17 protein-coding genes are annotated in these 19,722 nt (G+C 74.1%); 16 read left to right on the plus strand and 1 reads right to left on the minus strand.

Translation table 11 applies throughout. From position 1 onward, the window contains the following. The 7 genes from VGI02_RS25080 to prcA all read left to right on the plus strand — a co-directional run. Positions 1 to 894, plus strand: an 894-nt coding sequence (locus tag VGI02_RS25080) for an AAA family ATPase (RefSeq protein WP_331632047.1), incomplete at its 5' end; no start/stop codon positions are given. 28 nt (positions 895 to 922) lie between these two features. After that, positions 923 to 2,275 (plus strand): alpha/beta hydrolase, encoded by a 1,353-nt coding sequence (locus VGI02_RS25085; RefSeq protein ID WP_331632049.1) that lies wholly within the window; start codon positions 923 to 925, stop codon positions 2,273 to 2,275. Next, positions 2,272 to 3,573, plus strand: a complete 1,302-nt coding sequence (locus VGI02_RS25090) for a multidrug effflux MFS transporter (protein ID WP_331632051.1) — start codon at positions 2,272 to 2,274, stop codon at positions 3,571 to 3,573. The genes VGI02_RS25085 and VGI02_RS25090 overlap by 4 nt, the downstream gene beginning before the upstream one ends. 10 nt (positions 3,574 to 3,583) lie before the next feature. Beyond that, on the plus strand, positions 3,584 to 5,101 hold the full coding sequence (dop, locus tag VGI02_RS25095) for a depupylase/deamidase Dop (protein ID WP_331632053.1): 1,518 nt from the start codon (positions 3,584 to 3,586) through the stop codon (positions 5,099 to 5,101). An 85-nt stretch (positions 5,102 to 5,186) separates the two neighbouring features. Further along, positions 5,187 to 5,381 carry a ubiquitin-like protein Pup gene (locus VGI02_RS25100; RefSeq protein WP_331632055.1) on the plus strand — a complete coding sequence of 65 codons (195 nt, stop codon included), beginning with the start codon at positions 5,187 to 5,189 and terminating at the stop codon, positions 5,379 to 5,381. 180 nt (positions 5,382 to 5,561) lie between these two features. Continuing rightward, a complete protein-coding gene (prcB, locus tag VGI02_RS25105) occupies positions 5,562 to 6,419 on the plus strand; it encodes a proteasome subunit beta (protein WP_331632057.1) in 858 nt (285 codons plus the stop codon). Positions 6,420 to 6,472: 53 nt separating this feature from the next. Further along, positions 6,473 to 7,288, plus strand: a complete 816-nt coding sequence (gene prcA / locus VGI02_RS25110; protein WP_331632059.1) for a proteasome subunit alpha — start codon at positions 6,473 to 6,475, stop codon at positions 7,286 to 7,288. An 85-nt stretch (positions 7,289 to 7,373) separates the two neighbouring features. On the opposite strand, the gene VGI02_RS25115 is transcribed toward prcA, so the two are convergent. Then, on the minus strand, positions 7,374 to 8,975 hold the full coding sequence (locus VGI02_RS25115; protein ID WP_331632061.1) for a bifunctional phosphatase PAP2/diacylglycerol kinase family protein: 1,602 nt from the start codon (positions 8,973 to 8,975) through the stop codon (positions 7,374 to 7,376). A gap of 133 nt (positions 8,976 to 9,108) precedes the next feature. On the opposite strand from VGI02_RS25115, the gene pafA reads away from it, so the two are divergent. The 9 genes from pafA (at position 9,109) to VGI02_RS25160 (ending at position 19,497) form a co-directional block, all read left to right on the plus strand. After that, the gene (gene pafA, locus VGI02_RS25120; RefSeq protein ID WP_331632063.1) at positions 9,109 to 10,467 is read left to right on the plus strand and encodes a Pup--protein ligase; all 1,359 of its coding nucleotides are present in this window, start codon (positions 9,109 to 9,111) and stop codon (positions 10,465 to 10,467) included. Positions 10,468 to 10,577: 110 nt separating this feature from the next. Beyond that, complete coding sequence (locus VGI02_RS25125; protein ID WP_331632065.1) at positions 10,578 to 12,374, plus strand: serine/threonine-protein kinase; 1,797 nt, start codon at positions 10,578 to 10,580, stop codon at positions 12,372 to 12,374. A gap of 114 nt (positions 12,375 to 12,488) precedes the next feature. Then, positions 12,489 to 13,496 carry a helix-turn-helix transcriptional regulator gene (locus tag VGI02_RS25130; protein WP_331632067.1) on the plus strand — a complete coding sequence of 336 codons (1,008 nt, stop codon included), beginning with the start codon at positions 12,489 to 12,491 and terminating at the stop codon, positions 13,494 to 13,496. 19 nt (positions 13,497 to 13,515) lie between these two features. Next, positions 13,516 to 14,529, plus strand: a complete 1,014-nt coding sequence (locus tag VGI02_RS25135) for a helix-turn-helix transcriptional regulator (protein ID WP_331632070.1) — start codon at positions 13,516 to 13,518, stop codon at positions 14,527 to 14,529. A gap of 29 nt (positions 14,530 to 14,558) precedes the next feature. Further along, entirely contained in the window at positions 14,559 to 14,921 is a 363-nt protein-coding gene (locus VGI02_RS25140; protein ID WP_331632072.1) for a hypothetical protein, read from the plus strand. Then, on the plus strand, positions 14,918 to 15,169 hold the full coding sequence (tatA, locus tag VGI02_RS25145) for a Sec-independent protein translocase subunit TatA (RefSeq protein ID WP_331632074.1): 252 nt from the start codon (positions 14,918 to 14,920) through the stop codon (positions 15,167 to 15,169). The genes VGI02_RS25140 and tatA overlap by 4 nt, the downstream gene beginning before the upstream one ends. Positions 15,170 to 15,231: 62 nt before the next feature. Next, entirely contained in the window at positions 15,232 to 18,144 is a 2,913-nt protein-coding gene (locus VGI02_RS25150; protein ID WP_331632076.1) for a DEAD/DEAH box helicase, read from the plus strand. Between the two features lie 126 nt (positions 18,145 to 18,270). Next, positions 18,271 to 19,056, plus strand: a complete 786-nt coding sequence (locus VGI02_RS25155; RefSeq protein WP_331632078.1) for a DUF4333 domain-containing protein — start codon at positions 18,271 to 18,273, stop codon at positions 19,054 to 19,056. A 48-nt stretch (positions 19,057 to 19,104) separates the two neighbouring features. After that, positions 19,105 to 19,497, plus strand: coding sequence for an MmcQ/YjbR family DNA-binding protein (locus VGI02_RS25160; RefSeq protein WP_331632080.1), 393 nt, complete (start codon positions 19,105 to 19,107; stop codon positions 19,495 to 19,497). Positions 19,498 to 19,722: the final 225 nt, after the last annotated feature.

The following is a 19,722-nucleotide window of genomic DNA, read 5'->3' on the forward strand; positions in this document are numbered from 1 at the left end:
AAGGTCGCGGAGACCCGCGGCGAGGACAGCCGCGACGTCAAGGCGCACTTCCTCAACATCAAGGGCCCGGAGCTGCTCAACAAGTTCGTCGGCGAGACCGAGCGGCACATCCGGATGATCTTCCAGCGGGCGCGCGAGAAGGCGTCCGAGGGCACCCCGGTGATCGTGTTCTTCGACGAGATGGACTCGATCTTCCGGACCCGTGGCTCGGGTGTCTCCAGCGACGTCGAGACGACGATCGTCCCGCAGCTCCTGAGCGAGATCGACGGTGTCGAGGGGCTCGAGAACGTCATCGTGATCGGCGCGTCCAACCGCGAGGACATGATCGACCCCGCGATCCTGCGCCCCGGCCGACTCGACGTGAAGATCAAGATCGAACGCCCCGACGCCGAGGCGGCGATCGACATCTTCGGGAAGTACCTCATCGAGGGGCTGCCCGTGCACGAGGAGGACGTCGCCGAGTTCGGCGGCAACCGCCAGGCGTGCCTCGACGGCATGATCGAGCGGGTCGTCGAGCGGATGTACGCCGAGACCGACGACAACCGGTTCCTCGAGGTCACCTACGCCAACGGGGACAAGGAGGTCCTGTACTTCAAGGACTTCAACTCCGGCGCGGTGATCGAGAACATCGTGGGACGAGCCAAGAAGTCGGCCATCAAGTCGCACCTGGAGACCAAGCAGTCCGGTCTGCGGGTGCAGCACCTGCTCGACGCCGTGGTGGACGAGTTCGCCGAGTCCGAGGACCTGCCGAACACGACCAACCCCGACGACTGGGCCCGCATCTCGGGCAAGAAGGGCGAGCGGATCGTCTACATCCGCACGCTCGTCACCGGGAAGGGCGCATCGCAGGGCAAGGAGATCGACACCGCGTCGAACACCGGGCAGTACCTGTAGTCCCCGGGTACCGGGTACCGTCGGCGGCATGACCTCCGACGGCGCTCGGGACGACGAGCACGGCTCTGGAACGACACCGTCCGACCGGCCGCTCCCCGCACCTCGCAACGAGGTCCGGGGGGCGGCCGGTGTCGCGTCCGAGGCCGTCGACATCGTGTCGAGGCCCGTCGAGGGCACCCACCGCGCGATCTCGGACACCGTGTTCTCGGCGCTGGGCAAGGTGGGCCTCGGCCCGGCGTCCAAGCCCGTCCAGGTGCTGCACGACGGCATCACCGGCGGCGTCTACGCGGCCGTGCGCGGGATCGGGCACGTCGCGGGCACCGGGGTCGGCGTGGCGGCCGAGATCTACCGGGCCGGCTCCGGGCGCACCGAGTGGACCCCGATCACCTCGCGGCCCGCGGGCGCGGTGATCACGGGCGCGGTGAACGGCATCGTCGGCGACCACATGGTGGCCCTGCAGAACGACCTCGCCGTCCCCATGACGCTGCACACCTCCACCGTCGACGCCGAGGGCGAGCCCCGGCACGCCGAACTCCCGCTGGGTTCCACCGAGGCGATCCGCGCCGTCGTGGCCGACCACCCGGAGCGCGACCTCGGGCACGTGGTGCTCTTCGTCCACGGGCTCAGCGAGACCGAGCACGCCTGGCGGCTGGCCGACGAGCAGAGCGCGGGGGAGGGCTACGCCGAGCGGATCGCGTCGTCGGTCGGGGCCGTGCCGCTGCTGCTGCGCTACAACACCGGGATGCGGATCGCCCACAACGGCGCCGCCCTCTCGGTGCTGCTCGCCGAGCTGACCGAGCGCTGGCCGGTCCCGATCCGCCGCCTCGACCTCGTCGGGCACTCGATGGGCGGCCTGGTGCTGCGCCACGCCTGCCACGCCGCCGTCGTCGCCGGAGAACCCTGGGTCAGGGCCGTCCGCCGGATGGTCTACCTGGGCTCGCCGCACCGGGGGGCACCGCTGGCCCACGGGGTGGACCGGCTCGCGTCCCGCCTGGCCCGCTACGCCAACTCCCGCACCTGGGGCGAGTTCCTCGACCGGCGCTCGGCGGGCATCCGCGACCTCGTCGCGGGCGTCGCGGACACCGACGTCCCGCTGCTCGCGCACTCCACCCATCACGGGGTCGCCGCGTGCCTCACCGCCAGCGAGCACCACCCCCTCGCGCCGATCCTCGGTGACCTGTTCGTGCCCGTGGACTCGGCGCGCGGCGCGATCGCCGACGTCGAGACGCTGCCGTCGTCACACCACTTCCACCTGCTCAACGACCCCCGCGTCCACGACCACCTGCTGCGCTGGCTCGCCCCGGACGCCGACACCGATCCCGTCATCGCCATCGAGCCCGCCACCCGCCTCGACACCCCCGACGACGGCGCCGCCGGGTGAGCGCCCCGGGCGCCACGCCGGGAGCGGGACGCCCACAGCAGGCGGGACGCCTGCGACGCGGAGCGCGACTGGCCGTGCTCGGCGGACTCACCGGGGCCGCGCCGCTCTCGATCGACACCTACCTCCCGGCGCTGCCCGGGGTCACGGCCGACCTGCGCGCCTCCGCCCCACTGGTGGCGCTGACCCTGACGGCGTGCATCGTCGGCCTGGCCGTGGGACAACTCGTCGCCGGGCCGCTCTCCGACGTCCTCGGGCGTCGCGGGCCGCTGCTGGCCGGCGCGGTCGGCTTCGCGCTGTTCTCCGCGGCGTGCGCCGTCGCCCCCGACGTCGGCACGCTCCTCGCGCTGCGACTCGGCCAGGGACTGCTCGGGGCCGTCGGGATCGTGCTGGCGCGGGCCGTGGTCCGCGACCTCTTCGACGGTCCCGCCGCCGCCCGCGGGTTCGCGGCGCTGATGCTCGTCTCGGGGGCCGCGCCGATCGTGGCCCCGGTCCTCGGCGGCCAGATCCTGCGCGTCACGTCGTGGCGCGGGGTGTTCGTGGTGCTCGCCGTCCTGGGCCTCGTGCTCGCGGTCGGGGTGCTGCTGGCGGTCCCCGAGACCCTGCCCCGCGACGCCCGGGCCCGCGGCGGGGGAGCGCTGGCCGGACTGCGCACCACCGGCGAGGCGTTCCGCATCCTGCTCGGTGACCGACGGGTGGTCGCCTGCGTCTGCGCGGCCGGCCTCGGCTTCGCGGCGATGTTCGCCTACATCTCGGGATCCACCTTCGTGCTGCAGGACCTCTACGGGCTCTCACCGCAGGCGTTCAGCGGGGTGTTCGCGATCAACTCGGTGGGGATCGTCGCGGCCACCCAGGTCGCGGGCCGCCTCGTCGCGGCGGAACGGGCGTCGCCGCAGCGGATGGTGGGGACCGGCCTCGCCACGACCCTGGCGGGCTCGGCGTCGGTCCTGGTCGGGGCGCTGACGCCCGCGGGCCCCTGGGCACTGCTCCCCGGCCTGTTCGTCACCGTCTGCGGGGTCGGGTTCGTGCTGCCGTCGGCGACCACGCTCGCGCTCGCCGGGCACCCCTCGCGCGCCGGGAGCGCCTCGGCCCTGCTCGGGACCTCGCAGTTCCTCGTCGGCGGATTCGCGGCCCCGCTGGTGGGCATCGGGGCCGGCACCACGGCCGTGCCGATGGGCCTGACGATGGTGGTGGCGGCGCTCGCGGGGATCGTCGTCTTCGTCCTGGTGTGGCGGCGGGCACCGGCGGAAGCGCCGGACACGGCCGCCCGGACGACGGCGGCCGGAGCGACGGACAACTAGGGTCGGGTGCATGACCGCGCGGCGCATCATGGGCACCGAGATCGAGTACGGCATCTCCGTCCCGGGTGACCCGACGGCGAACCCCGTCATCACCTCCACCCAGGTCGTCCTGGCCTACGCCGCCGCCGCGGAGGTCCCCCGGGCCCGGCGTGCCCGGTGGGACTACGAGGTGGAGTCCCCGCTGCGCGACGCGCGCGGGTTCGATCTGGGCCCGAGCGCCGGCCCGCCGCCGGACACCGGGGACCTCGACGACCTCGGTGCCGCGAACGTCATCCTCACCAACGGCGCCCGGCTCTACGTCGACCACGCACACCCGGAGTTCTCAGCTCCCGAGGTGACGACCCCGCGCGGGGCGGTCATCTGGGACAAGGCGGGCGAGCGGGTGATGGAGGACGCGGCCGAGCGCGCCGCCACCGTCCCCGGGACCGGGCGCATCCAGCTCTACAAGAACAACATCGACGGCAAGGGCGCCTCCTACGGCTCGCACGAGAACTACCTGTGCAAGCGCCAGACGCCGTTCCCGTCGATCATCACCGGGCTCACGCCGTTCTTCGTCTCCCGCCAGGTCGTCACCGGGGCAGGGCGCGTCGGGCTCGGGGCCTCCGGCGACGAGCCCGGCTACCAGCTCTCCCAGCGCTCGGACTACATCGAGGTGGAGGTCGGCCTCGAGACCACGCTCAAGCGCGGGATCATCAACACCCGCGACGAGCCGCACGCCGACGCCGACAAGTACCGCCGCCTCCACGTGATCATCGGGGACGCGAACCTCTCGGAGTACTCGACGTTCCTCAAGGTCGGCACCGCGGCGTTGGTGCTCTCGATGATCGAGGACGGCATCCGCTTCGACGACCTTCGGCTGCTCGAGCCAGTGCGTTCCGTCCATCGGATCAGCCACGACCCCACCCTTCAGACGAAGGTCGAGCTCGCGAACGGCTCCACGATGACCGCCCTGGAGATTCAGCGGGAGTACTTCGAGCGGGCCTGGAAGCACGAGGAGGACACCCAGGGCGGGGAGATCGACGCCATGACCCAGGAGGTCCTCGACATCTGGGGCACGGTGCTCGACGACCTCGAGCGCGACCCGCTCGCCTGCGCCGACCGGCTGGACTGGGTGGCCAAGCTCAAGCTGCTCCAGAACTACCGCGACCGCGACAACCTCCCCTGGGACTCGCCGAAGCTCTCGCTCATCGACCTGCAGTACTCCGACGTCCGCCAGGCCAAGGGGCTCTACAACCGCCTGGTCACGCGCGGCTCGATCAAGCGCCTGGTCAGCGAGGACGACGTCCGCAAGGCCGTCACCGAGCCCCCCGAGGACACCCGCGCCTACTTCCGCGGCCGTTGTCTGGAGCGCTACCCGACCGAGGTCGCGGCCGCGTCGTGGGACTCGGTCATCTTCGATCTCGGACGCGAGTCGCTGGTCCGGATCCCGACCCTGGAACCGCTGCGCGGCACCCGCGGGCACGTCGGCGAGCTCATCGACAACTCCGCGAACGCCACCGCGCTGGTGGAGGCACTGACCCGCGGCTGACGCGGACGTGATGTTCATCCCGCTCCGCGGGGCCCCGGCCGGGTAGGGTCGTGGACGCAACACCTTCAGCACCCGGGAGGCAGCCATGGCGCAGGAACAGACCCAGCGGCAGGGCGGTGGGGACGACGGCGACGGTGGCGAGGACGCCACCGGCGCGGGCCAGGAGCGCCGCGAGAAACTCGGCGAGGACACCGACACCATCCTCGACGAGATCGACGACGTCCTCGAGGAGAACGCCGAGGACTTCGTGCGTGCCTACGTGCAGAAGGGTGGCCAGTGACACCACTCCCGCGCCCCTGACGGCGCGGTGAGTCGGCAGTGCGGACGCGGCGGGCCGGGACTAGGGTTCCGGCCCGCCGCGCTGTCTGACGGGGACGTCCCGGCAGGGTGCCCCGACCCGTGACACGGCCCGACCACGGCGGATCCGTCCGCCCGCGACATTGAGGAGCGACGACCGCCGATGGAGACTCCTGCTGGCCTGTCGTCCCGGGTCCACCCGGGGCTGCCCGCCGCGTACTTCGACGCCGGCACGTCCTCGTTCGTCGACTTCCTCGCCAACGCCCGCCCCGACCTGCTCCCGTCCTCCGACGGTCGCGGCCTGACCCCGGAGGGTCTCGCCTCGGTGCCCCACGGCACGACGATCGTGGCGGCGGTGTTCTCCGGCGGCGTCGTGATCGCCGGTGACCGCCGGGCGACCATGGGCAACCTGATCTCCCAGCGGGACATGGACAAGGTCTACGTCACCGACGACTACTCGGCGGCCGGGATCGCGGGCACGGCCGGGATCGCGGTCGACGCGCTCCGGCTGTTCACCGTCGAGCTGCAGCACTACGAGAAGCTCGAGGGCGTGCCGCTGACCTTCGACGGCAAGTCGAACAAGCTGGCCTCGATGATCCGCGGCAACCTCGGCGCCGCAATGCAGGGACTGTCCTTCGTGCCACTCTTCGCGGGCTTCGACGCCGAGGCCGCCGACCCGGCCCGGGCGGGGCGCATCGTGTCCTACGACGTCGTCGGCGGGCGCTACGAGGAGCACGTCGGGTACGCCGGGGTGGGCTCCGGGTCGCTGTTCGCGAAGTCCTCGCTGAAGAAGCTCCACGACCCCTCCGCCGACCGCGGTGCCTGCGTGCGCACCGTCGTCGAGGCCCTCTACGACGCCGCCGACGACGACTCGGCGACCGGCGGGCCGGACACGATCCGCAACATCTACCCCGTCGTCGTCGCGATCGACGCGGAGGGCGCCGTCCGGCTGCCCCAGGAGGACGTGCAGACGGTCGCCGAGGCCGTCGTCGCCGGCCGCCGCGAGCGTCCCGGCGGCTGAGCCCGGACCCCCGTCACCTGCCCGCACCACCTCGGTAGAGGAGCCTCCCCGCCATGACGATGCCGTTCTACGCGTCGGTCGACCAGCTGATGCGCGACCGCTCGGAGCTCGCCCGCAAGGGCATCTCCCGCGGTCGCAGCGTGGTGGTGCTGACGTGCGCCGACGGCGTGCTGTTCGTCGCGGAGAACCGCTCGAAGTCGCTGCGCAAGGTCTCCGAGATCTACGACCAGCTCGGGTTCGCGGCCGTCGGGCGCTACAACGAGTTCGAGAACCTGCGCCGCGCCGGTATCCGCTACGCCGACGTGCAGGGCTACTCGTACGACCGTCGCGACGTCTCCGGGCGGGCCCTGGCCAACGCGTACGCCCAGATCCTCGGCGCGAGCTTCATCGAGCAGCAGAAGCCCTTCGAGGTGGAGCTCTGCGTGGCCTCGGTGGGGGAGAGCGCCGACCGCGACCAGCTCTTCCGCATCACCTACGACGGCTCGATCTCCGACGAGCCGCAGTTCGTGGTGATGGGCGGGACGACGGAGCCGGTCTCGGCGGCCCTCAAGTCCTCCTACCAGGAGGGCCTGGACACCCGTGGAGCGCTGCGGATCGCGCTCGACGCGCTGCAGGCCCAGAACGGGTCGTCGACGTCGTCCTCCTCGTCGTCATCATCGAGCTCGGAGGACCGCAGCCTGGGCGTGGACGCGCTCGAGGTCGCCCTGCTGGACCGCGCGCGCCGCGACCGGCGGGCGTTCCGCCGGGTGTCCGGGGCGGCGCTCGCGGCGCTGCTGCCCGAGGGAGCGTCGTCGGGATCCGACGAGGCTGCCGCCGAGGACACCGGCGCGGGCGACGAAGTGTCCGGCGCGGGCGGCGCGGACGCCTGACCCGCCCCGGCACGCCAGGAACGACAGCAATGGTCCATCGCTGTCACCTGACGAGTGCAGGGCGCCACCCACTCAGGCGGCCCCGTCACCAGGTCGAGGTGCGCTCCGGCCACTGGGTCTCGTCGCGGCGGTAGACCGGGATCTGGTGGTCGGCCACCGAGAAGCACAACCGCTCGCCCGAGACCATGACCTCGCCGTCGGTCGCGACCTCGACCGGCCCGTCGAGCAGCTCCACGTCCAACGTCCTGGCGGTGTGCTCGACGTAGGTGCGGGTGTGGCCGAGCGTCCCCAGCAGCAGCCCGATCACGGCGCGGGCCCGGGAGAACCGGCGGTCGGCGCGTAGGTAGCGGACCTCGAGCAGGCCGCTGTCCAGGCGGGGCCGGTAGGAGGGCGCCATGCCCGACGGGGCGTAGGGCCCGTTGCCGACGAAGAGCATCCACACCGGCGTCGTGACGCCGTCGATCCGGCACCGGATCGGCCGGGCCCGCACGAGCGTGAGGATCAGCGCCGCCGACGCCGCAGGCCACTTCCCCCAGCGGCCCTCCCACTGCTCGCGCTCGCGGACCATCTCCGGGTAGCCGCCGAAGGACGCGGTGTTGACGAACACCACCCGCTCGCCGCCCGCGGGGCCCGTCGAGGCGGAGTAGGCCCGGAGCTCGGCCACGTCGACCGCCACGGCCTCGCCGGACCCGGTGGCGTCGACGACCTCCTGCAGGTCGTACACGCCCACGTCACGCCCGAAGTGGTTCAGGGTGCCGGCGGGCATCACGGCCAGCGGCAGGTCGAGGTCCTCGGCGATCCGCGCCGCGGCGGCGACCGACCCGTCGCCGCCCGCGATCCCCAGCGCCCGGGTCCCGGGGTGCGCGGCCGCCTCCTGCAGGAGGGCGATCAGGTCGTCGCCCGGGTCCAGCCGGACCAGGTGCGCCTTGGGGAGCCGCTCCGCGATCTCCTCGACGGGATCGGTGCCGGGCCGGCCGGACCCGGAGTTGACCACCATCGAGAGGCCCTCGCCGTCGACGAGCTCCGGCGCGCCTGCCCACGGCCGCGCGATGGCCTCGTCGGTCGGGCGGACCGGCAGCCAGCGCTGGGTGAGCAGCGCGACCCCGGCGCCCAGGGCCGAGCCGAGGGCGACGTCGCTGCTCCAGTGGACGCCCACGTGGACCCGCGAGTAGGCGACGGTGGCCGCGAGCGGCGCGAGCACCAGGCCGGTGCGCGGGCTCTCCAGCGCCACGCCGACCGCGAAGGCCATCGCCGACGCGGAGTGACCCGACGGGAACGACGACGACGTCGGACGGTCGGGCAGGGCACGCTGCGTGGGCAGCAGGTCGGCGGCGGGGCGCCTGCGGGGGACCAGTGGCTTGAGGGCCCCGTTCGCGGCGAGGCTGGCCAGGCCGATCGCCATCACCCCGCGCATGGCGCCGCGTCGGGTGCGTCGCGTCCCCGCGACCAGCACGGACGCCGCCGCGAACCACAGCCCGCTGTGGTTGGCCGACCGGGTGAGGGCGAGCATGGCGTCGTCGACCGGGCTCAGCGGCAGCCGCCCGATCGCGCCCGTGAGCCGCCGGTCCAGCCGGCCCACCGGCCGCAGCGTCCGTCGGCTGCGGCGCAGCCCGGCCCGGGCTCCGGAAGTGATCGTCTGCGGCAGGACCACCTGCGCGGCCGCCTGGGCGGCGGACTGCGCGGTCACCTGCGTGCGGCGTGCACGCCGCCGGAGAGGCATGTGACGGCACCCTAGACCCCGGTGTCCGGTTCGCCCCGCGCCGTCGTCGGGGCCGCGCGAAGGGCTCCCGATGGCCCTCTCGTCGCTTAGGCTGGAGGGCATGCAGCGGCGGATCTACGGCATCGAGACCGAGTTCGGGGTGACCTGCACCTTCCATGGTCAGCGACGCCTCTCGCCGGACGAGGTGGCTCGCTACCTGTTCCGGCGAGTGGTGTCCTGGGGTCGCTCCTCGAACGTCTTCCTGCGCAACGGGTCACGGCTCTATCTGGACGTCGGCTCGCACCCCGAGTACGCCACCGCGGAGTGCGACTCGCTCGAGCAGCTCGTGGCGCACGACAAGGCGGGGGAGCGGATCCTCGAGGACCTGCTGCTCGACGCCGAGCGCCGCCTGGCCGACGAGGGCATCGGCGGGGACATCTTCCTGTTCAAGAACAACACCGACTCGGCGGGCAACTCGTACGGCTGCCACGAGAACTACCTGGTCGGCCGTTCCGGGGAGTTCTCCCGCATCGCGGACGTGCTGCTCCCGTTCCTGGTGACCCGCCAGCTCATCGCGGGCGCCGGCAAGGTGCTGCAGACCCCGCGCGGCGCCGTGTACTGCCTCTCCCAGCGCGCCGAGCACATCTGGGAGGGCGTGTCCTCCGCGACCACGCGGAGCCGCCCGATCATCAACACCCGCGACGAGCCGCACGCCGACGCCGAGCGCTACCGGCGGCTGCACGTCATCGTCGGGGACTCGAACATGTCCGAGGTGACGACGCTGCTCAAGGTCGGCACCACGCACCTCGTGCTGGAGATGATCGAGCAGGGGATCCAGTTCCGGGACTTCACCCTGGACAACCCGATCCGCGCGATCCGCGAGATCAGCCACGACCTGACCGGCCGCCGCCCGGTGCGCCTCGCCGGCGGGCGCGAGGCCGGCGCACTGGACATCCAGCGCGAGTACTACGCCCGCGCGGTGGAGCACGTGGCGCGCCGGGGGAGCGACCCGGTGACCGACCGCGTGCTGGAGCTCTGGGGGCGCACCCTCGACGCCGTCGAGCGCCAGGACCTCTCGATGATCGACCGCGAGATCGACTGGGCCATCAAGCACAAGCTCGTCGAGCGCTACCGCTCCCGGGGCGACCTCGGGCTCTCCAGCCCGCGCATCGCCCAGCTCGACCTCGCCTACCACGACATCCGCCGGGGTCGCGGGGTGTTCGACCTGCTGCAGCGCAAGGACCTCGTCGACCGGGTCACCGACGACGGCGAGATCGAGGCCGCCAAGGACACCCCGCCCCAGACGACCCGCGCGAAGCTCCGCGGCGACTTCATCGCGGCCGCCCAGAACGCCGGTCGCGATTTCACCGTGGATTGGGTCCATCTCAAACTGAACGACCAGGCCCAACGAACCGTCTTGTGCAAGGACCCCTTCCGCGCGGTGGACGAGCGGGTGGACCGGTTGATCGCCACCTTGTAGCGATCGTCACGCCGTCGGAGTGATCGGCCGGTCCGTCGGGGACCCGTCGCGGGGGGCCGCGACGTCGAGCCAACGCACGACCGAGCACGAGGACGGCAGGCACGAGAGCCATGGAGCACCATGACCGCACGGACCGGGTGACGCCGCCGGGCGGGCAGCCGAGCACCCTGCACGACCGCGAACCCGCGGTCCCGGACCCCGGGGTCGCGGGCACGCTGCTCGGGGGCCGCTACCGGGTCGGCGAGTGCATCGGCACCGGCGCCATGGGCGTGGTCTGGACGGCGTGGGACCGGCGGTTGTCGCGCACCGTCGCGGTCAAGCAGCTGACGCTGCCGCGCGACGGCGACCCGGTCGAGGTCCGGATCGCCCGCAGCCGCGCGCTGCGCGAGGGCCGGATCGCCGCGCGCGTCGTGCACTCCCGCGCCATCGCGGTGTTCGACGTGGTCACCCACGACTCGATGCCGTGGCTGGTCATGGAGTACCTGCCCTCCCGCTCGCTCGCGACGGTGCTCGCGCAGCGCGGCCCGCTGCCGCCGGCCGAGGTCGCGTGGATCGGCGCGCAGATCGCCGACGCGCTCACCGCGGTGCACGAGGCGGGCATCGTCCACGGCGACGTCAAACCGGGGAACGTCCTGCTCACCGACGACGGCGTCGCGAAGCTCACCGACTTCGGCGTCTCCCGCGCGTCCTGGGACACCACGGCGACCGGCGGCGGCGTGGTGGCCGGGACGCCCGGCTACTTCGCGCCCGAGGTCGCCCGCGGCGGGGACCCGACGCCCGCCTCCGACGTCTTCTCTCTCGGCGCGACGCTCTACGCCGCCGTCGAGAACGAACTGGTGTGCGGGCGGCTGGACAACACGCTCGCGGTGCTGCACGCGATGGCCGAGGGTCGGCTGCGTCCCGCGATGCGAGCCGGGGTGCTCGGGCGCCCGCTCTCGGCGATGCTGCGCCTGGACCCCGCCCACCGTCCGGAGACCACCCTGCTGCGCTCCGCGCTCACGGCCCGCGCCGCGCGTGGCGCCGGGACCGCCACGGCCCCGCCGCTCGCCACCCCGACGACCGCCGTCCCCGACGAGGCCGACTCCGGCGCCCCGGGGGAGGCCGCCGACCCCGCCACGCCGGCCACGACCGACGCGCCGGAGGTCGCACCCGCCCTGGGGCCGCCGACCGCCCCGTCGGTCGGCACGGGCACACCGGAGCACCCCGACGACGAGGACGACGCCACCCTGGCCCCGCGCCCGTCCCGGACCGGTCCGCCGACCACGCCCTCCCGCGCGGTGCGGCCGTTCGCGGGCAGGCGCCGCGTGCTCGCGGTCGCCGCCGTCTCGGCCGTCGTCCTGGCGGCCGGGGTGGGGGCCGCGGTGGCGGCGGTCGGCCCGACCCGGTCGGGTCACCTCGCCCCGCAGGCCACCGCGGCCCCGCACGCGGCGGCGCCGACCACCACGCCGCCCGCGCTCACGATTCCGCCCGTCGCCGCGCCGGACACCGTGCCGCCCGTCGCCGGCGCCCCGCTCTCCCCGGGCAGCCCGAGCACCGCGGCGCCGCCCGAGCCCGCGGGCCTCCAGGGCAACCCGGGGGATCCGGTGAGCGAGGACGACGTCGGGCGCACCGTGTCGGCGTACTACGGGAGCCTGCCCGGCGACATCCCCGGCGCCTGGTCCTACCTCTCCGGCGACGCCCAGGACGCCTCCGGCGGGTACGGCGGGTACCAGCGCTTCTGGAGCAGCATCACGTCGGTCACCGCGGACGACGTGCAGGTCGACGGCACCTCGGCCCGCGCGCAGCTCGAGTTCGTCACCTCGCAGGGCCGCACCTCCCGGGAGACGTACCGCTTCGAGGTGGACCGCAACGACCAGGGCCGACTGGAGATCCGCTCCGCGTCGCGGGGAGGAGCCGACTCGGCCTGACCCGGCGGTCCACCGTCGTCCGGACGCACCGCGCACCGAGGAGTCGAACACGCGGTCGATCGAGGGGCCGGGATATCCCCCGTCGCTCCGCTCGCCCCGGTTACCCTCGGCGTCGTGCCGCCTCCGACCGCGCGGGCCGAGCGCCTGGTGAACCTCGTGCTGGCGCTGCTCTCGACCCGACAGTTCCTCACGGCCGAGCGCATCCGCACGACCGTCGCCGGGTACGAGGAAGCGCGCACCGACGAGGCCTTCTACCGGACGTTCGAGCGGGACAAGGCGGAGCTCCGCGAGCTCGGGGTGCCGCTGGAGACCGGCAGGCAGTCGGTGTTCGACACCGTCGACGGCTACCGCATCGCCCGTGGCGACTACGAGCTCGGGGCCATCGCCCTCGCGCCCGACGAGGCGACCGCGGTCGCGCTCGCGGCCCGCTTCTGGGACTCCCCGCAGCTCGCGGGCGCCGCGCGCACCGCCATGACGAAGCTGCGCGCGGCGGGGGTGGAGGTCGACCCGGCCGCCGCGTCCGAGGTGCAGCCGCGCGTGCGCACCACCGAGCCGGCGTTCGCGCCCCTCCTCGCCGCCGCGCGGGCCGGGCGCGTCGTCACCTTCACCCACCGCGGGCACCCCGCGGCCGACGCCCGCACCCGCACCGTCGAGCCCTGGGGCGTGGTGTCCTACCGCGGGCGCTGGTACCTCGTGGGGCACGACCGCGACCGCGACGACGTCCGCTGCTTCCGGCTCTCACGCATCGAGGGCGACGTCGCCGCCACCGGGGCGCGCGGCGCGGTCACCCGGCCGGAGGGGGTCGACCTCCTCGACCTCGTCGCCCGGTCGGCCGGCCCGCCGCCCCCGACCGGCACCGCCCGGGTCCGCCTGGTCCCCGGCCGCGCCGCCGGGCTGCGCCGCGCGGGCCGCCCCGACCCGCAGGGCGACCCCGACGTCGTCGAGCTCGACCTCTCCCGGATCGACCAGCTGGCCCGCTGGATCGCCGGGCACGGTCCGGACGCCCTGGTGCTGGACCCGCCGGAGCTGCGGGACGCGGTGATCGCGACCCTGCGCGCCGCCCGCGACGCCGACGCGCCGACCGGTGCGACGCCGAGCCCCGCCGCGGAGCCGGCCCGATGACCCCCGTGGAGCTCGTGCGATGACGACCGAGGGTGTCACCGACCGCCTGCCCCGCCTGCTCACGCTGGTGCCGTGGCTGCTGGCCCGACCCGGGGTCCCCGTCGCCGACGCCGCCGCGGAGTTCGGGATCACCGAGTCGCAGCTGCGGCGCGACCTCGAGCTGCTGTGGATGTGCGGCCTGCCCGGGTACGGCCCCGGCGACCTCGTCGACCTCTCCTTCGAGGGCGACACGGTCACCGTCGTCTACGACGCGGGGCTCTCCCGCCCGCTGCGGCTCTCCGGCCCGGAGGCGGCGACACTCGCGGTGGCGCTGCGCGCGCTCGCCGACGCGCCCGGCGTCGCCGACACCGACGCCGTGCAGCGTGCCCTCGCGAAGATCGAGCAGGCCTCGGGGCAGGCCGGGGACGGGCCGGTGGAGGACGCGGTCGCGGTCGGGCTCGGGCGCGCCCCCGGCAACGGCGCCGCCGGGGAACCGACCACGCGGAGCTCGACCATCGACTCCGCCGTCCGCGACGCCGTGGCCCGCCACCGCGTGCTGCGCCTGACCTACTACTCGGCCTCCCGGGACGCCGTCGGGCGCCGCGACGTCGACCCGATGCGCCTGCTCCTCGTCGACGGCAGCACCTACCTCGAGGCGTGGTGCCGTCGGGCCGAGGGCGTCCGGATGTTCCGGCTCGACCGGATCGACGACGCCGAGGTCCTCGACGAGCCGTCGTCGCCCCCGTCGACGGCGACCCCGCGCGAGGTCCCGGCCGACGCGGCGGGCCTGCTCACCCCCGATCCCGGCCAGCAGCTCGCGGCGCTGCGTCTCGCCCCGGCGGCCCGGTGGGTCGCGGAGTACTACCCGATGGAGGACGTCGTCGCCGACGACGACGGCGGGGCGCGGGTGCGGATGCGCTACGGCGACCGGGCGTGGATGGTGCGGCTGCTGCTCGGGCTCGGCGAGCACGTCGAGGTGCTCTGGCCCGCGGACCTCGCCGTGGACCGGGGCGACCGGGCGACCGAGGCGCTCGCGGCGTACGGCGAGGGCTGAGCCGGCGGACGGGGGTTACGATCCGCGCCGTGTCGATCGGTCCCATCGTCTGGAGCATCGTCGTCGTCCTCGTGGCCCTCGTGGTGCTCGGGCTCCTCCTGATGGGGACGCTGCGCGCCGTGGGGCGGACGACGACCGTCCTCGGCGCGTTCACCGACCTCCTCGCCGACCGGACCGGGATGCTGCGCGCGCGGGTCGCCGCCATCCAGGTGCGCCTGGCGCGCAGACGCAGCGATCGCGCGAGCACGCCGACCGGGGAGCCGGAACCGTCGGACCGCCTGCACGGAACGGACGATCCGGACATCACGGCACCGGTACAGTCGGCGGTGACAGTGCCGCTGTCGGAAGGCGCTCCGCATCGGGGCGAGCGAAGCGACGGGAGAAGTGCATGAGCGAATGGATCATCGTCGCGGTCGTCGGCGTCATACTGCTGTTCAGCGCGAAGAAGCTGCCGGACATGGCCCGCGGACTCGGGCAGTCGATGCGCGTCTTCAAGGCCGAGACCCGGGGACTCAAGGAGGACGACGCGCGCTCCGAGCAGAAGCCGGTCGAGGCGGCGCCTACTGACACGCCCACGCCGTCCCCCGCTCCCGCGCCGGCCCGCGAGACCGTCCCGGACGAGGTACGCCGCAGCGAGTGACGACCTTCCGCCTCCTCCGCGAGCGGAGTGCCCCCCGGGTGTGACACGGTGGGAAGGTGGCCATGCGCTCTCCCGCCGAGGCCTACGCGCAGGCGCGCACCCGTACCGCGCATCCTGAGCTCGGCAACTTCCTCCCGACCCTGAGCTTCGAGCTCGACGACTTCCAGCGCCGAGGGTGCCTCGCGCTGGAGGAGGGCCACGGCGTCCTGGTGTGCGCGCCGACCGGCGCGGGCAAGACCGTCGTCGGTGAGTTCGCGGTGCACCTCGCGCTCGCCCGCGGCCAGAAGTGCTTCTACACCACGCCGATCAAGGCCCTGTCGAACCAGAAGTACGCCGACCTCGCGGCCCGCCACGGCGCGGACGCGGTCGGCCTGCTCACCGGCGACAGCGCCGTCAACGGGTCCGCCCCGATCGTCGTCATGACGACCGAGGTGCTCCGGAACATGCTCTACGCGGACGCCCCGGCCCTGGACGGCCTGGCCTACGTCGTGATGGACGAGGTGCACTACCTCGCGGACCGCTTCCGCGGCGCCGTGTGGGAGGAGGTCATCCTCCACCTGCCCGACCACGTGCAGCTCGCCTCGCTCTCGGCCACCGTGAGCAACGCCGAGGAGTTCGGGGACTGGCTCGTCGAAGTCCGCGGCGACACCACCGTCGTCGTCGACGAGACCCGGCCGGTGCCGCTGTGGCAGCACATGGTCGTCGGTCCGCGGATGTTCGACCTGTTCAGCCAGGAGACGAAGCAGGCGACGGGGCCCGGCTCGTCGGCGGGCGAGGCCACGGCCGGGCGGGACGAGCCCTCGGTCACGGTCGACCCCACGCTCGCGAAGGCCGTCGCCGAGGTCGACCGCGACGGCGGTGGGCACCGGCGGGGCCGTTCCGGGCCGCCGCCCCGACGCGGACGGGACGGCGGGCGGGGGAACGGCCGCCGCGACGACCGCGCCTCCGGGCCGGGCCGCCACGGACGCTCCGGGCCGTCGTACCGCCCGCCGTCGCGCGTCGACGTCATCGAGCGCCTCGACGCGGCAGGACTGCTGCCGGCCATCACGTTCATCTTCAGTCGCGCCGGGTGCGACGCCGCGGTGACCCAGTGCGTGCGCTCCGGGCTGCGCCTCACCGACGCGGCCGAGGTCGAGGAGATCCGTGCGGTCGTGGACCGGCGCTGTGCGGGGCTCCCCGACTCCGACCTGGACGTCCTGGGGTACTGGGAGTGGCGCGAGGGCCTCGAGCGCGGCGTCGCGGCCCACCACGCCGGGATGCTGCCCGCGTTCAAGGAGACCGTCGAGGAGCTGTTCGTCCGCGGCCTGGTGCGCGCCGTGTTCGCCACGGAGACGCTCGCGCTCGGGATCAACATGCCTGCGCGGACCGTCGTGCTCGAGAAGCTCGTCAAGTACAACGGCGAGTCCCACGTCGAGCTGACCCCGGGGGAGTACACCCAGCTCACCGGCCGGGCGGGGCGACGCGGGATCGACGTCGAGGGCCACGCGGTGGTGCTCTGGGCGCCGGGGATGGACCCCGCGCAGGTCGCGGGCCTCGCGTCGACGCGCACCTACCCGCTGCGGTCGTCGTTCCGGCCCGGGTACAACATGGCCGTCAACCTGGTCGACCGGCTCGGGATCTCCGATGCGCGGGAGCTGCTCGAGCAGTCGTTCGCGCAGTTCCAGGCCGACCGCTCCGTGGTCAACCTCGCCAAGCGGGTGGAGCGCAACCGCGAGGCGCTCGCGGGCTACGCCGACGCGATGGCGGGCGAGGACGGCACCGAGGAGGCCCTCGCCGGCTTCCAGGAGTACATGGACCTGCGGCGACGGCTCTCCGAGCGCGAGAAGCAGCTTGCCAAGCAGGGCCGGTCCCAGCAGAAGGCGGAGGCCTCGGCGTCGCTGGAGGCCCTGCGGACCGGGGACGTCATCGCCGTCCCCTCCGGCAAGCGCGCCGGCCTCGCCGTCGTCATCGACCCGGGTGTGGACCGCTCCGGGCGCGGGATGGAACCGCGCCCGCTGGTGCTCACCGAGGACCGCTGGGCCGGGAGGCTCTCCCTCACCGACTTCCCCGACCCGGTCACCGCGCTCGGCACGATGAAGCTCCCGAAGCGGGTGGACCACAAGGTGCCGCGGGTGCGCCGCGACCTCGCGAACGCGCTGCGCGAGACCGGCCTCGAGCCGCCCTCCCGGCCGGGGGCGCGCCGCCGTCGCGGGGCCGACAACGAGGACCCGGAGCTCGCGTCGCTGCGGCGGGCGCTGCGCTCCCACCCGATGCACGGCCGCGCTGACCGAGACGACCGCGCCCGCTGGGCCGAACGGCACGCGAAGCTCGCCCGCGAGAACGATCAGCTCGAGCAGCGGGTCCGCACCACCACGCACTCCCTGGCGCGGAACTTCGACCGCATCCGCGGGCTGTTGACCGAGCGGGAGTACCTGGTCGACCGGCCGGAGCACGGCCCATGCGACGGGGACGGCGAGGAGCTCACCGCCGACGGCCGGCGGCTCTCCCGGCTCTGGGGCGAGTCCGACCTGCTCGCCGCCGAGTGCTTGCGCCACGGGGTGTGGGTCGGGCTCGGGCCCGCCGAGCTGGCCGCGGTGGCGTCGTCGCTGGTCTACGACTCACGACGCGACGACGGCGGCATGCCGCGGATCCCCGATGACGCCGAGTCCGCAGTGACCGCGACCGTGCACCTCTGGCAGGACCTCGTGGCCGACGAGCGCCGCCACCACCTCGACCGCACCCGCGAGCCCGACCTCGGCTTCGCCTGGCCGGTGCACCGCTGGGCGCGGGGCGACGCGCTGTCGGTGGTGCTCTCGTCGGCACGGTCGCACGGGATCGAGCTCTCGGCGGGCGACTTCGTGCGCTGGTGCCGCCAGGTGCTCGACCTGCTCGACCAGATCCGCGCGGTCTGCGGCGTCGAGGACCCGGTCGGGCGGGCAGCGGCCGACGCCGGGCGCGCGATCCGGCGCGGGGTGGTCGCCGTGGGGGAGACCTGACGGGGCCTCGCCCCCTCCTTGATCACGAGCACACCCGGCATCCGAGCACGCCCCGAACGCTGCGTGACGTACCCGTCGCGGTGTGGTCGGCGATCGGGGCGGGACGGTCCGTGAGAGTGTGACCGCGTGACGAGCCCGAGGGCCTCCGAGGAGCCCGGCGCCGAGGAGTCGCCGGGCCCCGCAGGCGAGCCCACCTCGTCACCGGAACCTTCCGGGTCCGGCCCCGCCACGTCCGGTCCCGCCAGGTCCGGCCACCCCGCGACCGAGCACCCCGCGACCGAGCACGGCCCGGACCAGCGCCCCCGGGACCAGGACACCTCCGAGCAGTCCAGCTCGGAGCCGCGCGGTCCGGAGCAGCCTGCGGAGCCGCGGCCGACCGGTATCCGGTGGTCGCAGACCGGGGAGACATCCACACCCGGCGCCACCGGGCGGCCCGACGACGACCCCACCCCGCCGTCGGGCATCCCCGCCGGCCAGACCACCCCGGGGACGTGGCCGCACCCGGGATTCCCGCACGGGGCGCCCCCGACCGGCCAGCAGACCGGCTGGGCACCCGCGCCGCCACGGCAGCGGGACCCGGCCCGGCGCCGCCGCATCCGCCGGGTCCTCCTCGGCGTGGTGCTCGGCGTCGTCGTGCTGGCGGCCGTCGTGGTCGCGTTGCTCGCCTTCCTGGTCGGTCCGAGGTTCGCCCGCTACGACGTGCTGGACCGCGCGGCCGTCGAGCGGGGGGTCGGTGACGTCGTCACGCGCGACTGGCACCGGCAGGTCACCGGCGTGAGCTGTCCCGACGACGTACGGGTCCGGCCCGACACGTCGTTCTCCTGCACCGCGACCGTCGACGGGCGCCCGCAGCAGATCCCGGTGGACGTGGTCGACGAGAACGGCGCCTACGAGGTCGGCCAACCGCGCTGACGAGCGGAGGCCGTCGCGAGGACGGCGAGATCCGCTCACAATGGATGCGTGGCGACCTGGGACGACGTGCGCGGACACGCGACGGCACTACCTGGCGTGGCCGAGCTGCCGACGTTCGGCGGTGCGGCGTCGTGGAAGGTGAAGGGGAAGCTGTTCGTCTGGGAGCGCCCGCTGCGCGCCCGGGACCTCGCCGACCTCGGCTGGTCGGAGCAGCCCGGCCCGGTGCTCGGCGCGCGCGTGCCCGACCTCGGCGTCAAGGAGGCCCTGCTCGCCGAGGAACCGGACGTCTACTTCACGACCCCGCACTTCGAGGGGCACGCCAGCGTGCTCGTGCACCTCGATCGGATCGGCCCGGACGAGCTGGGCGAGCTGGTCACCGAGGCGTGGTTCGCGCGCGCCCCCGTGACGCTGGCCCGCACCGTGCCCCGCGGCGCGGACTGAGAACACCAGCCTGCACATGGCGGTGTGGCCGGGACGTCCCGCCGTCGTAGCCTGATCACGAGGCCACGGTTCCGTGGTCCGGCCCCCCGGCCCCCGGTGCTGCATCCCGCTCGAGGATGTCCATGCGCGAGGGACCGAGAGGCGAGATCAGCGATGCCGACGAATTCCGGACCCACCGTCGTCCTGGTCCATGGCGCGTTCGCCGACGCGTCGGGCTGGCGCGAC

It is taken from the genome of Actinomycetospora sp., assembly GCF_036497245.1.
Lineage (GTDB): Bacteria > Actinomycetota > Actinomycetes > Mycobacteriales > Pseudonocardiaceae > Actinomycetospora.

Excerpts from the sequence above, each read along its gene's own strand:
- VGI02_RS25100 (WP_331632055.1), top strand. The coding sequence starts at position 5,187 with ATGGCGCAGGAACAGACCCAGCGGCAGGGCGGTGGGGACGACGGCGAC.
- prcA (WP_331632059.1), top strand. The coding sequence starts at position 6,473 with ATGACGATGCCGTTCTACGCGTCGGTCGACCAGCTGATGCGCGACCGC.
- tatA (WP_331632074.1), top strand. The coding sequence starts at position 14,918 with ATGAGCGAATGGATCATCGTCGCGGTCGTCGGCGTCATACTGCTGTTC.
- VGI02_RS25125 (WP_331632065.1), top strand. The coding sequence starts at position 10,578 with ATGGAGCACCATGACCGCACGGACCGGGTGACGCCGCCGGGCGGGCAG.
- dop (WP_331632053.1), top strand. The coding sequence starts at position 3,584 with ATGACCGCGCGGCGCATCATGGGCACCGAGATCGAGTACGGCATCTCC.
- VGI02_RS25150 (WP_331632076.1), top strand. The coding sequence starts at position 15,232 with ATGCGCTCTCCCGCCGAGGCCTACGCGCAGGCGCGCACCCGTACCGCG.
- VGI02_RS25085 (WP_331632049.1), top strand. The coding sequence starts at position 923 with ATGACCTCCGACGGCGCTCGGGACGACGAGCACGGCTCTGGAACGACA.
- VGI02_RS25135 (WP_331632070.1), top strand. The coding sequence starts at position 13,516 with ATGACGACCGAGGGTGTCACCGACCGCCTGCCCCGCCTGCTCACGCTG.
- pafA (WP_331632063.1), top strand. The coding sequence starts at position 9,109 with ATGCAGCGGCGGATCTACGGCATCGAGACCGAGTTCGGGGTGACCTGC.
- prcB (WP_331632057.1), top strand. The coding sequence starts at position 5,562 with ATGGAGACTCCTGCTGGCCTGTCGTCCCGGGTCCACCCGGGGCTGCCC.